14 protein-coding genes are annotated in these 13736 nt (G+C 59.2%); 11 read left to right on the forward strand and 3 right to left on the reverse strand.

The features are described 5' to 3' along the window. Nucleotides 1–6: 6 nt before the first annotated feature. On the reverse strand, nt 7–1695 hold the full coding sequence (locus G6N80_RS15500; RefSeq protein WP_062554724.1) for a DEAD/DEAH box helicase: 1689 nt from the start codon (nt 1693–1695) through the stop codon (nt 7–9). A 318-nt stretch (nt 1696–2013) separates the two neighbouring features. Then, nucleotides 2014–2352 (reverse strand): hypothetical protein, encoded by a 339-nt coding sequence (locus G6N80_RS15505; RefSeq protein WP_062553903.1) that lies wholly within the window; start codon nt 2350–2352, stop codon nt 2014–2016. Between the two features lie 371 nt (nt 2353–2723). On the opposite strand from G6N80_RS15505, the gene G6N80_RS15510 reads away from it, so the two are divergent. Continuing rightward, nucleotides 2724–6371, forward strand: coding sequence for a response regulator (locus G6N80_RS15510; RefSeq protein WP_165135061.1), 3648 nt, complete (start codon nt 2724–2726; stop codon nt 6369–6371). Here the strand turns inward: G6N80_RS15510 and mnmC2 are convergent, their stop codons facing one another. Beyond that, entirely contained in the window at nt 6372–7097 is a 726-nt protein-coding gene (mnmC2, locus tag G6N80_RS15515; RefSeq protein WP_165135064.1) for a tRNA (5-methylaminomethyl-2-thiouridine)(34)-methyltransferase MnmC2, read from the reverse strand. Between the two features lie 13 nt (nt 7098–7110). Between mnmC2 and G6N80_RS15520 the strand changes: the two genes are divergently transcribed. The 10 genes from G6N80_RS15520 to G6N80_RS15565 all read left to right on the forward strand — a co-directional run bounded on the left by G6N80_RS15520 (nt 7111) and on the right by G6N80_RS15565 (nt 13714). Next, nucleotides 7111–8298 carry an NAD(P)/FAD-dependent oxidoreductase gene (locus G6N80_RS15520; RefSeq protein WP_425503929.1) on the forward strand — a complete coding sequence of 396 codons (1188 nt, stop codon included), beginning with the start codon at nt 7111–7113 and terminating at the stop codon, nt 8296–8298. 84 nt (nt 8299–8382) lie between these two features. Beyond that, nucleotides 8383–9090 carry a DUF1045 domain-containing protein gene (locus G6N80_RS15525; protein ID WP_165135070.1) on the forward strand — a complete coding sequence of 236 codons (708 nt, stop codon included), beginning with the start codon at nt 8383–8385 and terminating at the stop codon, nt 9088–9090. A gap of 100 nt (nt 9091–9190) precedes the next feature. After that, nucleotides 9191–10114, forward strand: coding sequence for an allantoinase PuuE (gene puuE, locus G6N80_RS15530; protein WP_165135073.1), 924 nt, complete (start codon nt 9191–9193; stop codon nt 10112–10114). Beyond that, nucleotides 10114–10614 carry a 2-oxo-4-hydroxy-4-carboxy-5-ureidoimidazoline decarboxylase gene (gene uraD / locus G6N80_RS15535; RefSeq protein ID WP_062554725.1) on the forward strand — a complete coding sequence of 167 codons (501 nt, stop codon included), beginning with the start codon at nt 10114–10116 and terminating at the stop codon, nt 10612–10614. The genes puuE and uraD overlap by 1 nt, the downstream gene beginning before the upstream one ends. A gap of 33 nt (nt 10615–10647) precedes the next feature. Beyond that, entirely contained in the window at nt 10648–10938 is a 291-nt protein-coding gene (locus G6N80_RS15540) for a nucleotidyltransferase family protein (RefSeq protein ID WP_165135076.1), read from the forward strand. Further along, nucleotides 10935–11303: a HepT-like ribonuclease domain-containing protein gene (locus tag G6N80_RS15545; RefSeq protein WP_062553910.1), complete on the forward strand. Its 369-nt coding sequence runs from the start codon at nt 10935–10937 to the stop codon at nt 11301–11303. The genes G6N80_RS15540 and G6N80_RS15545 overlap by 4 nt, the downstream gene beginning before the upstream one ends. 6 nt (nt 11304–11309) lie before the next feature. Beyond that, nucleotides 11310–11810 carry an ureidoglycolate lyase gene (locus G6N80_RS15550; RefSeq protein WP_165135079.1) on the forward strand — a complete coding sequence of 167 codons (501 nt, stop codon included), beginning with the start codon at nt 11310–11312 and terminating at the stop codon, nt 11808–11810. Continuing rightward, the gene (uraH, locus tag G6N80_RS15555; protein ID WP_062553912.1) at nt 11807–12163 is read left to right on the forward strand and encodes a hydroxyisourate hydrolase; all 357 of its coding nucleotides are present in this window, start codon (nt 11807–11809) and stop codon (nt 12161–12163) included. Before G6N80_RS15550 ends, uraH begins: the two co-directional genes overlap by 4 nt. Before the next feature lies 1 nt (nt 12164). After that, complete coding sequence (locus G6N80_RS15560) at nt 12165–12911, forward strand: metallophosphoesterase family protein (RefSeq protein WP_165135082.1); 747 nt, start codon at nt 12165–12167, stop codon at nt 12909–12911. Nucleotides 12912–13039: 128 nt separating this feature from the next. Next, a complete protein-coding gene (locus G6N80_RS15565; RefSeq protein WP_165135085.1) occupies nt 13040–13714 on the forward strand; it encodes a hypothetical protein in 675 nt (224 codons plus the stop codon). Nucleotides 13715–13736 lie beyond the last annotated feature (22 nt).

A 13736-nucleotide genomic window follows, 5' to 3' on the forward strand; every position in this document is an offset into this window, starting at 1 on the left:
GATTGATCAGGCGCGATCGCGACGCTTCTGCTGGCCTTCGCCGCCGCCAAACTTTACCGGGCCACCATTGCCGCCGGTCTTGGCCTGGCCTGGGCGTCCCTGACCACCACGGTGCGGGCGCTTTGCACCCGGTTCGTGTGCGCCGTGGCTTGCATGGTCACGCTTGCCATGGCCCTGTGGACGGCCCTCGGCGCGATGCGGGCGACCTTCGCCCTGCGGACCGCCGAACTGCTTCTTGCGGCCCTGTCCGAAGTCTGACGTTGCGGCCAGATCATTGTCTGCTTCGAAACGCGGCGCTTCTTCACCACGACGCTGGCCGCGGAAGTCTTCGTTGCGCTGACGGGTCGGACGGTTGTTGCTACGGCCTTCGCCGCGCTCCAGTGCTGCCTCGCCATCAGCGAAGATGGGCCGGCGTGCCGGACGGGCTTCGCCGCGATTGCGGTTTGCCGAACGCTGGCCACCTTCACGATTGCCACCGTCGCGGTTTCCGCCTTCACGGTTTCCACCTTCGCGATTGCCGCCATTGCGAGCCTTGGTCGGGCGCGCGGGGCTGCGCATTTCAGCTGGACGCTGACCCGATGCAACGGTGATCTCGATGTTCATCAGGCGCTCGATGTCGCGCAGCAGGCGCGTTTCATCCGGGGCGCAGAACGCAATGGCGATGCCATCACGGCCTGCACGGGCGGTACGGCCAATGCGGTGAACATAGGCATCCGGCACTTCCGGCAGATCATAGTTGAAGACGTGCGTCACGCCGGGAATGTCAATGCCGCGGGCTGCCACGTCGGTTGCCACGAGCACCTTGATCTCACCGTCGCGGAAGGCCTTCAGTGCGCGTTCGCGCTGGCCCTGGCTCTTGTTGCCATGGATCGATGCCACGGCAAACTGCTGATCGGCAAGATGCTTGGAAAGCTTTTCCGCGCCATGCTTGGTGCGCAGGAAGACCATGGAACGGCCATCCGGATTCGCCAGGAGGGCGTTCTTCAGAAGTACGGTCTTGTCGTTCTTGCCGGCCACGAAATGGACATACTGCTCTACCTTGTCGGCAGCCTTGCCCGGAGGGGTAACCTCGACCTTGACCGGATCCTTGAGGTAGTCACCGGCCAGATCGGCAATCGCCTTCGGCATGGTCGCCGAGAACAGCAGCGTCTGGCGCTTGTTCGGCACCATCTTGGAAATCTTGCGCAGATCATGGATGAAGCCGAGGTCCAGCATCTGGTCCGCTTCGTCAAGCACGAGATAGCGCACGGTCGTCAAACCGATGGCGCGACGGCTGACGAGGTCGAGCAGACGGCCGGGTGTGGCGACCAGGATGTCGGTGCCCTTTTCCAGCATCTGCTGCTGCTTGTTGATCGAAGCGCCGCCAACGACGGAGTTGATCTTGAGTGGTGTGCCGCGCACATAGGCCTTCAGATTTGCAGCGATCTGGTTCACCAGTTCGCGGGTCGGGGCAAGGATGAGGGTGCGGGTGGTGCGGTTGTCGGGGCGCTTTGCGTCCTTCAACAGCATTTCGATGAGCGGCAGACCAAATGCTGCCGTCTTGCCTGTGCCCGTCTGGGCAAGGCCAATCATGTCGCGGCTCTGAAGAAGAAGCGGGATCGCCTGCTCCTGGATCGGGGTCGCCGTTTCGTAGCCCAGCTGGGAGAGGGTGGCTACGATCTGCTTGGAAAGACCAAGCTCATGGAAATTCGTCAAGTCGAATACCTTTCGGGGCGCCAAACGAGGATGCCCGGTCAGGCACCATGCCGAACCGGTTTCATCTGGCGTCAAGAACCCCGCGTGAATTGGGAACTTGTGTGTGGAAACTGCTTTCCAGCGCTGGCCAAATAAGGCCAATACTCGTGGCGCTTGCCTTCTTCGCGAGCCATTTTCGTCGCAGGGCCTGCTCACGCGGCGGCCGGAAGGTGAAAGCTGGGCTGCATGTGCTGCTTTGCACACAAAAAGTCAAGAGCCCGCGGCCATATTGGCGCGGGCTCTGGCAATTATCATCATCTTACGAAGCGATCGCGCTCCTCAGTACGGGCACACCCGCACCCGGAAAGCCTCGCCCCAATCATTCTCGCGCCATTCGTAATGGCAGCGGGGCGCCGGGGCCGGGCGATAATAGGTACGCTCGTAGTAAACGCGGCGTGGCGGCGGTGGTGGCGGCGGATCGATATAGACCGGGCCTTCATAAACCGGACCGCGAGGCTGCGAGGCAATGGCACCGCCAATCAGGCCGCCAACGAGGCCACCGGCAAGGCCAGCCGCGAAATCGTCCCGGGCTTCTGCCGCAGGCGCCGTGACCGCCAGCGCGCTTGTCACGGTCGCAACCGCCAGACTGCACGTAATGACTTTGCTCAATGCGAACATGGATCTTTCCTTTCACCCTTCTGGGCACATTCCGAGAGTGAAATATAAAGGCGGCAGTTTGATGGAAAGCGCTGAAGAGAAGTCTGAACAGGCGTTCAGCCAGACGAAACGTGAAATTGTTCTGACGGCTCAAATCTGCTCGCGGTGCTGGCAATATGGCATGACTTCGGCAAATACGCGGCAAATCTGTGAATGGCTATGGAGACGGATTCGATACGTCTCTGCTCCAAACGCCGGTTCAGATGCAGAATTTCGGTGGCTTATGCCCCGTTATATCAAGCGTTGGTTAACTATACCCGTGTCAATTCTTTAGAAACAGCGCACCATGCGAATCAGTGATCCAGAGTTCAGCGTGGTTCTTGGGGGACGAGTTGGAGAACGACAGCGCTTTACTGGAGAAGGCTTGCCGCCGGATCGGCGATCTGACGACGCCTGCCTTCATCAAGGATAGCAGCCTGCGCTATGTGGCGGTCAACGCCGCCTATGCGAGCTTCTGCGGCATTCCGCTTCCCCTGTTCAAGGGCCGTCGCGCCGAGGATATCCGCGGGCTCACCGAGACCGCAGAGCTTGAGGACAAGCAGAGGCGGGCCCTTGTCTTCGGGACCGAAGAAGTGGCAACCGAACGGGAAGATTGCGGCCGTCCGCTCTATGACATCCAGATTGAACGCTTCCTGTCCCATGACGACAGCGCCTTTCTGTTTGTTCTCTATCTGCCGCATGCAGAGCCAGAGCAGCCGTTGGTGCCGGATGGCTGTGCCCCGTCTGACGGCCTGACGGATCTGGCCGTCCTCGGACCGTCTCTCGATCTTCTCGACGCCGGAATCGCGATCTATGACCAGAACGAGACGCTCGTCTTTTTCAATGAGCATATGCGCGTGCACTTTGAGGCGCTCAATACGCCATTGTCCATCGGACGCAGGCTTTGCGACATCGTTGCAGATGCATTCCGCGCCGGTGAGGCGGCAAACGACTATGGCACGGAAGCCAGCTTGATGGGTGGTGAGGCTGTCGAGACCCGTCTTGAGGTTCTGCGCAGGCCGGAATGGCATGCCGTGGAGCCGATGCCGGATGGCCGTTGGCTTCGCAGCGTGAACAAGCGGTTGAACAATGGCTGGATGGTCATGTTGCGGCAGGACGTAACCGACCAAAAGGTACAGGAAATGCGCCTTGCTCGCGAGGTGGAGGAAGGCCAGATTTTCCGTGCGGCATTTGAGGATCTGCCAGTTGCCGTATTCCTGCGCGATAGCCGTCACCGCATTCTCTATGTCAACCGCATCTATGAGGAAATGCTGGGGGGTGACCGTCAAAGGTTCATCGGAAAGACGGAGCAGGAAATGTTTCCGGATTCTGCCGATCGATATCGCGAGGAAAATGAAAGGCTGCTGCAAAATGGCGGCAGTATCGAAAAGGATGAAGATGTCATCTTCCAGGACGGACACGTCATGGCGGCCATCACCAGACTTGGCCGGATTTCTTCGCCGTCGGGTGAACCTTACATCGTCGGTTCCATAACGGACGTTTCTCTTGCCAGAGATGCGCAACGGCGCGCCGAGGCCATGCATGAGCAGTTGAAGGCCATCCTCGAAGCTCTGCCCGTTGGCCTGGCCATTCTCGACAGCACGATGCGGCTTGAATATGTGAACCAGACGCTCAACGAGTTCTGGAGAGCGGATGGCGACGAATATCGAAACTGGACCGGGGAGCAGTATGAGGATTTCCTGCGGTTCAATTTTGCCCGCGGGATGTATGACCACGAAAATGTCGATCTCGATACCCTGATCCGCCAGCGGATCGAGATGCTGTGTCGCCCGGGACCCATCCCGCAATTCGAGCTTTCGAATCCGAGTGGCCGCCGCATTCTCGTGGACCGGATGCATGTGGGTGGCGACAAGATCCTTTTTACCTGCGTCGATATTACAGCGATCCGTCGTCGGGAGCAGGAAGCGCTGGAGGCCAGAGAGGCGCTCGACAGCCATGCGGAGATGATGCGCGATGCAACCGGTGCGATGTCGCAAGGCATTCTCATCATGCATGGCGAGGACATTGCCTTCTGCAATGATGCGGTCCACCGCCTTCTGGATCTTCCCGAGGAAGATCTCCAGGTGGGCAAGCAATGGCGACCGCTGTATCAGCGACTGATCGAGCGAGGCAATATTCCTGACGCGGACAAGGTGGTCCATAGACTGCTGGAGTGGGCGCAGGGGCCTGTTGGCGGGGCAAGCGCGAAAGTCTCCATGTGTATTGGGGGCGATCGCTACATCGACCTTGAAATGAAGAAGAGCGGCGAGCAGCAATATCTTGCCGTTTACACCGATGTCACCGAGATCCGCCACCGCGAGCGGGAGCTTCAGCGTCTGCTGGCGCGGGCGGAAGCCGCTGACAAGGCGAAATCGGAGTTCCTCGCCAATATGAGCCATGAGATCCGCACGCCGATGAATGGCGTCCTTGGCATGGCAGAACTGCTCTCAAAATCCAATCTCGACACCAAGCAGAAAACCTTCACCGAAATCATCGTCAAATCAGGCAAGGCGCTGATGACGATCATCAACGACATTCTGGATTTCTCCAAGATCGACGCAGGGCAGATGACGCTGCGGAAAGTGCCGTTCGATGTCGTCGACGCCGTGGAGGATGTCGCGACGCTCCTGTCCTCCTCGGCGGCGGAAAAGGACATCGAGCTCATCGTCAAGGCGAGCGGCGGCGGTACACGGGTTCTTGGCGATGCAGGGCGCTTCCGGCAAATCGTCACCAATCTGCTGGGCAATGCGATCAAGTTCACGGAGCAGGGGCATGTGCTGGTGGATGTCCATGCCGAGCGCAGTGAAGACGACCGGGTATCGCTTCACCTCAAAATAGAAGATACCGGTATCGGCATTCCGAACGAGGAACTGGACCGGATTTTCGAGAAGTTTTCCCAGGTTGACGGCTCCTCGACGCGTCGCCACGAAGGGACCGGTCTGGGGCTATCAATCACAGCGGGTCTGGTGGAAATCTTCGGCGGTACGATCCGCGTAGAGAGCAAGATCGGGCAGGGCTCGATCTTTTCTGCCGTTCTGCCCTTCGATGCGGCCCCGGGAAGCGGGGTCTCGCTCACCACGCCAGCCAGCGTGCAGAACGCAAAGATTCTCGTTATCGACGACAATCCCATCAACCGGCAGATTCTCTCCGAACAACTTGCATCCTGGGGCTTCGATGGCGTTGCCGCCGCCAGCGGTGAGGAAGGGCTTGCCGTTCTGAAGGCGGCCGACCAGTTTGGCGTACGGGTCGATGCCCTCATCCTCGACTACCAGATGCCCGACATGAACGGGCTTGCCGTTGCGGCAGCCATCCGCAAAGATGCGCGGCTGGCCGATCTGCCGATCATTTTCCTGACTTCCATGGATACGGCGCATGCGGAGGTGGGCAATGAAGGCCTGAATGTTCAGGCGCATCTCATGAAGCCGGCGCGCGGGCAGTTGCTGCACTCCACGCTCGTCGATGTGGTGCGAAATGGCAGGCGAGACAGGGACGCTTCGGAAGCTGCCAAGCAAGTTTCGACGAGGCCCGTCAAGCCTGTTGCCAGTGCTGCGCGAGAGGCTCCGATGCTCCGGGGTGGCGTCGTTCGTCCACCGCCCGGCGGACTTGAAGTTCTGGTCGCGGAAGACAATGAGGTGAACCAGATCGTTTTCACCCAGATCCTGCAATCCATGGGCGTGCGCTTCCGCATGGAGGAAAATGGAGAACAGGCCGTTGCCGCCTGGATGCAAGAAAGACCGCGCCTCATCCTGATGGATGTCTCGATGCCGCTCATGAACGGACATCAGGCAACCCGCCGTATCCGGGAGATCGAGCGGTCGGAAGGTGGCCATACCCCGATCATCGGCGTAACGGCCCACGCGCTGGAAAGCGACCGTGATCTCTGTCTGGCAGCGGGAATGGATGACTATCTCTCCAAGCCGATCAGCCCGGAAATCCTGATCGCCAAGATCAGTGAGTGGTATTCACCGGATGCGGAAGCCGACGGCGCTTTTCAGGTCTGATCATGCTGGATCGTCTGAAGGCCTGATACCACACAGCATTTCTCGCTTGCCCGCAAAGCCCGGCCGTCGTTCCACGACAAAGCCTGCCGCCTGCAAATTTCTCCGCACGAAGCCTGCCGCTGCATAAGTGGCGAATGTACCGTCCAGGACGGTTTTCTTGCAGACTGCCGTCATGAGCTCCAGCGACCACATGGCCGGATTGCGCGAGGGTGCGAACCCATCCAGAAACCACGCATCGAACGCGCCATCCCAATGCGGAACACATAACTCCGCTGCGCCGCAAACGACAGTCAGGCGAACCCGATCGTTCAGGTTAAGCGATACGATGCCTTCGGGCCGCTCCGGCCAGAGGGCAGCGAGTGCCTTGCGCTCTGCATCCACCTCCGGCCAATGGGCAAGTGCGCGGTCTATTTCGTTTGCGGCCATCGGCAGCAGCTCGAATGAGGTGAAATGCAGGCTTGCGTCGAAGGGTGCTGTCTGCTCCCACTGGCGCCATGTTTCGCAAAAGTTCAGGCCCGTTCCGAAGCCGAGTTCGCCGATGCGAAATTCACCCGGCCTCTGCCAGCGCTGCGGCAGACCGTTTCCAGCCAGGAACACGTGGCTGCATTCGAGCCTGCCATCGGTCTGGCAATAAAAGTGATCGCCAAACTGGGTGGAATAGGGCATATCGCCCTCGCGCCATTCCAGCGGTGTCGCCTCGTTTTCAGTCTGTCCGGGAGCCGTCATGGTTCATCCTTTTCTGACCCATGCGGATAATGTGCTGCCCTCCGGCGGTCAATCCGTATCGGCAAGGCGCGCCGTCGATCTTCTGGTCATCGGTGCAGGTGTCATGGGTCTATGGCTTGTGCTGAAGGCTGGCCACGCTGGATTAAAGACCCTGCTCGTCGATGCACAGGCGCCCGCCGCGGGTGCGAGCGGCGGCCTGCTTGGCGCCCTGATGGCGCACACGCCCGACCGCTGGAACGAGAAGAAACAGTTTCAGTTCGATGCGCTCGTCCAACTCGAAGAAGAGGTAGCGCGGCTGGAGGCTGAAACAGGCCTTTCCTGCGGCTATAGCCGGTGCGGGCGGTTGATTCCGCTGCCCAAGCCGCATCTGCGCACCATTGCAGAACGTAATGGCGAGGATGCAGTTCTTCGATGGCAGAGCGGGGAGAGGCGTTTCGACTGGCGGGTGCTGGATACACCTGCCGATCCCACTTGGCTTTCTCCAGACGCGTGTGGTGCCGGGTTGATCGATGACGGTCTGGCAGGACGTGTATCGCCGCGCAGTCTGGTCGCCGCACTCGTGGCTGCTTGCGACCAGTTGCCGACCGTAAGCCGGCTGGATGGTGAGGCCGTTGCCAGGCTTCTCCCTGGTCGGGCCATCCTGTCGAATGGCGAAGACATCCGGTTCGGTCAGGCAGTGGTTGCGGCAGGCGTCGGTTCCTTTGGGCTGCTGGATAGGCTGGGGCCGGTGCTTCGCAAGCCGTTGGGGCGTGGCGTGAAAGGACAGGCAGCCTTGCTGAAGGCGGATGTTCCGGCAGACGCTCCGATCATTTATCTCAACGGGGTCTATGTGGTGCCGCACGAGAATGGCACGGTTGCAATCGGCAGTACGAGCGAGGAAGAGTTCGATGCGCCGTTCGACACGGATCATCGGCTGGATGCGCTTGTCGAAAAGGCGCGGGGTCTGTGTCCTGCGATTGCCGAGGCGCCGTTGGTAGAGCGGTGGGCCGGCTTGCGGCCACGGGCGGTGGATCGCGATCCGATGATTGGCCCGCATCCCGATGCGCCCAATGTTTTCGCACTGACGGGCGGTTTCAAGGTCTCGTTCGGGATCGCCCATCGTCTGGCGGATGCGGTCCTTTCCGGCATGGCGGGGCAGCCGATGTTGGTTCCGGGTAGTTACGTGCTGGAGCATCATCTGAAAGTTGCATCCGCGGAGTGAAATCGACATATCCGTGTCGTCACGCTGTCATCTGAATCACCTATCTGCTGCTCGGCGAGGTCGGGGGACCTTGGAGGTTAGCAGATGCGGTATGCCATCAATTTTACGCCCACGGCGGCAGATCCACTGACCATTGCCGCATCGCAATGGCTTGGGCGAAATGCGTTCTCCGGTGAGGCCATGGAATTGCCATTCATCCGGGAACTCGGCCTGCACGAGATTGCCTTCAACACGGCGGTGCCGCGCCGCTATGGCTTTCACGCGACGCTGAAGCCGCCCTTCCGGCTTGCAGACGGCATGACCGAACCGATGCTGCTTCGGCATCTTCTGCATTTTACAGGTCAGCATCAGCCGATACCCCTGCCACGTCTCGAAGTCGTGCGGCTTGGAAACCGTTTTGCGCTTGCGCCGGAGCGCCCATGCCCGGATCTCAACCATCTGGCCTCGAGCGTCGTGATGCATTTTGATGCGTTCCGGGCTCCGCTTTCGGAAGCGGAACTGGAGCGGGTCGATACGGAGCGCCTGTCGGCCTCGCAGTTTTCCAATCTGCACCGGTTTGGCCATCCCCATGTGATGGACGAGTTCCGTTTTCACATGACGCTGACAGGTCCCGTGGGGTCGACGGAAATGCCGGTCTTCGAGCAGGTGCTGAAGCGCTATTTCGACCCCATTCTCCAGCGGCCGCAGATGTTGGTCAATCTTGCGCTGTTTGTCGAGACAGAGCCGGGTGCGCCGTTCCTGGTACACTCGCTTCATCCGCTGGGCAGTGTCTCCGCGAGGCGGATCGCTTGAGCCGCGTTTCGTGAAAATGTCTTGTGCAATGCATTAGAAACACTCGACATTTGATGAACGAGTGCTACCGTCGAAAGCCTGTTTGAGAAGGTGATTTTCGATGGTGGCAGAACCCTATCCGCGTGATCTCATTGGTTACGGTCGCAATATTCCGGACCCGAAATGGCCGGGTGGTGCGCGTATCGCGGTCCAGTTTGTGATCAATTACGAGGAGGGTGGCGAAAGTTGCATTCTCGATGGTGATCCTGCATCGGAAAACCTGCTGTCGGAAATCGTCGGCGCGGCGGCATGGCCCGGGCAGCGCAATCTCAATATGGAAAGCATCTATGAATATGGTTCGCGCGCTGGCTTCTGGCGTCTGCACCGCCTGTTCACGGAGCTGAACATTCCCTGCACGGTCTATGGCGTGACGCTTGCGATGATGCGCAACCCGGATGCCGTGGCAGCCATGAACGAGGCGGGCTGGGAAATCGCGAGCCACGGCTATCGCTGGCATGAATACAAGGATTACCCGGAGGAGCTTGAGCGGCAGCATATCCTCGATGCGGTGCGCCTGCATACGGAGGTCGCTGGTGAGCGCCCCTATGGCATGTATCAGGGCAAGCCATCCATCAACACATTGCGACTGGTGCAGGAGGAGGGCGGTTTCCTCTATTCCTCCGACAGTTATGCGGACGATCTGCCCTTCTGGGTGAAGGGCGTGGATGCCAAGCCTTTCCTCATCATTCCCTACACGCTGGATGCCAATGACATGCGGTTTGCTACACCGCAGGGTTTCAATTCGGGCGACCAGTTCTATACTTACCTGAAGGACACGTTCGACGCGCTCTATCAGGAAGGCAAGGACGGCGCGCCCAAGATGATGTCCGTCGGTCTGCACTGCCGCCTCGTTGGCCGTCCGGGCCGTATCGCCGCGCTCAGGCGCTTCATGGAATATGTGCTCGAACACAAGAAGGTCTGGATTCCGAAGCGGATCGAGATTGCCCGCCATTGGCACGAGCACCACAAGCCGGACACGATCTGATCATGACACGGGAAGACTTTGTCGACCGCTTTGGCGGCGTTTTCGAACATTCGCCCTTTATTGCAGAACGCGCCTATGACGACGATCTGGTGCGCGGTGAGGCACTCAATGCCCAGCGGGTTCATGCAGCGCTGGTGGCGGTCTTTCGCGTAGCATCCGAGGAAGAGCGGCTAGGCGTGCTGCGCGCGCACCCGGATCTCGCGGGCAGGCTTGCGATTGCGGGGGAACTCACCGAAGACAGTCGGAAGGAGCAGGCAGGCGCAGGGCTGGATCGCCTTTCGCCGGAAGAGCATGCCCGATTCACCGAGTTGAACGATGCATATACGCAGAAATTCGGTTTCCCCTTCATCATTGCGGTCAAGGGGTTGAACAGGCACGATATCCTGTCCGCTTTCGAGACGCGGGTGAATAACAGCAGGGACGAAGAGTTTTTGACCGCATGCGGGCAGGTGGAGCGTATCGCACTCCTGCGCCTTGAAAGCATGCTGCCTTCCGCATGAGGATGGGGTAGGATAGCCCGACAGGAGTTGAACATGCGCCCATCAGAAGTGCTGGAGAAAAACAGGGAGGCGATCCGGGCGCTCGTCGCGCGCCACCGGCTGGCGAACCCCCGCATATTCGGCTCTGTTGCGCGCGGTGAGGATCGCGACGACAGCGATCTGGATATTCTGGTCGATACACTGGAGGACACCACGCTTTTCGATCTTGGCGGTCTTCAGCACGAGTTGGAGAACTTGCTGCAAATGCGCGTTGATCTTGCAACCAGCAAGGGGCTTCGCCCGAGGGTCAGGGATCGCGTTCTGGCCGAGGCTGTTGCCTTATGAGTTTCGACCGCGGCAGGTTGCTTGATCACATCGAACAGATGGAAGAAGCCGCTGAAAACGCAATTGCGTTCGTCTCAAATTCTGAAAAGATCGACGTCATTCGCGATATCAAGACACAGATGGCAGTCTCTATGGCTCTGGTGATCCTGGGAGAAAGTGTTGCCAAGGTCCTGAGATTAAATCCGCATATCGGCGATGATCATCCTGAAATTCCGTGGATGAAGATAAAGGCCATGCGTAACCTCGTCGCGCACGACTATTTCGAATTGGAGTTCGAGGTCGTCTGGAAGACAGTACGCGAAGACTTGCCGCAACTCCTTGCCCAGCTTCGGGCTCTGCGCCATATCCATGCCCAAGGTGAATAACTACAGATGTCCAAAATCCTGCCGATCCAGCCGCTCACTCAAGCCGCATTTGCGCCGTTCGGTCAGGTGATCGAGGCCGATCCCGCCCGTATGAAGTTTATCAATGGCGGCAATACCGAGCGGTTTCATGCGCTCGCGGAAGCGGAGGTTTCAGGTGAAGATGCGCGTGTCATCATCAACATCTTCCGGGGCCAGCCTCGGCCGTTTCCCTATGCGCTGACGATGATGGAGCGCCACCCGTTCGGCAGCCAGAGTTTTTCGCCGCTGAACGGCAGGCCTTATCTGGTGGTTGTGTCGGAAGATGAAGGCGGCCAGCCCGGCGAACCACAGGTGTTTCTGGCGCGGGGCGACCAGGGCGTGAACTATCGCCGCAATGTCTGGCATCATCCGCTGATGACGATCGGCACGGTTTCCGATTTTCTGGTCGTGGACCGGGACGGACCGGACAACAATCTGGAAGAATTCTTTTATCCTCAGCCCTACAGCATCAGCGAGCCCAGTTTATGACCGGATTGACCACCCATGTTCTCGATACAGCACTCGGTAAACCCGCTGAAGGTCTGTCAATCGATCTCTTTCACCTGGAGGGCGAGACACGCCGGCATTTGAAGTCTGTGGTGACCAACGCCGATGGGCGGGTGGATGGCGGGCCGATCCTGATCGGCGAGACGTTCCGCAAGGGAACGTATGAACTCCTATTCCATGCCGGTGACTATCTGCGCCGGTCCGGAGCCATCCTTGCCGAGCCCGCATTTCTGGATGTCATTCCCATACGCTTCGGAATCGCGGACGAAAGCGGCCATTACCATGTGCCACTGCTGATCTCGCCCTACGGCTATTCAACCTATCGAGGCAGTTGACATGCGCTTTGCCGCCATCGCCGACATCCACGGGAACTGTGCGGCGCTGGAGGCGGTGCTGACCGATATCGGTCAGCAAGGCATTCCCACGAACGCCATCGTCAATCTCGGTGATTGTCTTTCAGGGCCGCTCGATGCCGGAAAGACCGCTGACCTTCTGCTCTCCCTTGATCTACCGACGGTCCGCGGCAATCATGATCGGTACCTGGTCGAGCAGGCAGTCAGTGACATGGGGCATTCTGATGCGGCAGCATTTGCGCAATTGACGGCCGAACATCTGGATTGGCTGCGCAGTCTGCCGGCATCGCTGGTGTGGAAGAACGAAGTCTTACTCTGCCATGCCACACCGCAGGCGGATGATGTCTATTGGCTCCAGACCGTCAGTAGAGATGGGTACGTTCATCAAAAAGCGCGTACGGATATCGAGGCCTTGGCTGAGGGTATTTCCCAGTCGCTGATCCTGTGTGGTCATACGCACATGCCGCGCGCCGTAATGCTTTCTGACGGACGGCTGATCGTCAATCCAGGCAGCGTCGGCTGTCCCGCCTACTCCGACGCGGAGCCAGTGCAGCATCGGGTGGAAACCGGTTCACCACTTGCCTCCTACGCAATCTGCGAGCGGCGTGACGGTCTATGGAATATTACGTTCCGGCTTGTGCCGTATGATCATCATCGACAGGCCGCGATTGCTGAGGCCAACGGTCGTCCGGAATGGGCGGCGGCACTCGCCACCGGTTGGCTTTCGTGAGGGAATAGTGGTTTGCGCAAACGCAGCGGTGACCAGCGCAAAGGTCACCGCGTTGTGCGCCTGGGTGTGTCCCGATATTTTTAAAACCGCAGGTCGTGATCCTGCGGTTTTTATATGGGGATTTTTCCATGGAAGATATTTCAGTTGCTCAGGCGCTTGCGGATTTTGCGCAACGTCACTCGGGCGTCATTATCGAATCCACATCCGCTACAGTGGTCATCTACACAGGTGATCTCTACAACGTCGTGGGAAGTACGCCGGACCCGAAGATCAATGGCGTGACGTGGAAACAACTGCTGATCAACAACGGAATTGGCACCAATTCCAATGATCACTGCTATGCCACCTTACCTCTGCCGACCGGCTCTTCGTCGCATCCGAATTTCAGTGTGGGCGGTCACATGACACCGAACAGCGATGGCTCGGTGCCGACAGGCGGCAGTTGCTACCTGATGCCGCTTTGTTACTGGCACAACAGCACGTCCAACAATGGTGTGCCGTTTCCACATTCGCCGGACACGATGCTGCAACTGTCCGGTTACATGCAGAGCGATCTGGCCGCGACCTTCGTGGCACGCATGCCGAGCGCGACGCCCTATACGCTTGTCGGGGCGCATGATGGTAACGTCTTCACCGCCGATGTGGCAGGGCCGGATGTCGCATCGTCATGGGTCGGTCAAAAGGATGCCGCAACTGGCGGAGCTTTCCCGGAGCATTACATCCTCTTCCGCCAGATCCGGGAGAAGGGTCTCATCAAGTACGTGATCGAGGATGCACGCGTGCCTGACCCGGCAAGCAAATAACCGGATCAGGCAAGGTGACCTC

The organism is Rhizobium rhizoryzae (assembly GCF_011046895.1).
In the GTDB taxonomy this organism is placed as follows: Bacteria; Pseudomonadota; Alphaproteobacteria; order Rhizobiales; family Rhizobiaceae; genus Neorhizobium; species Neorhizobium rhizoryzae.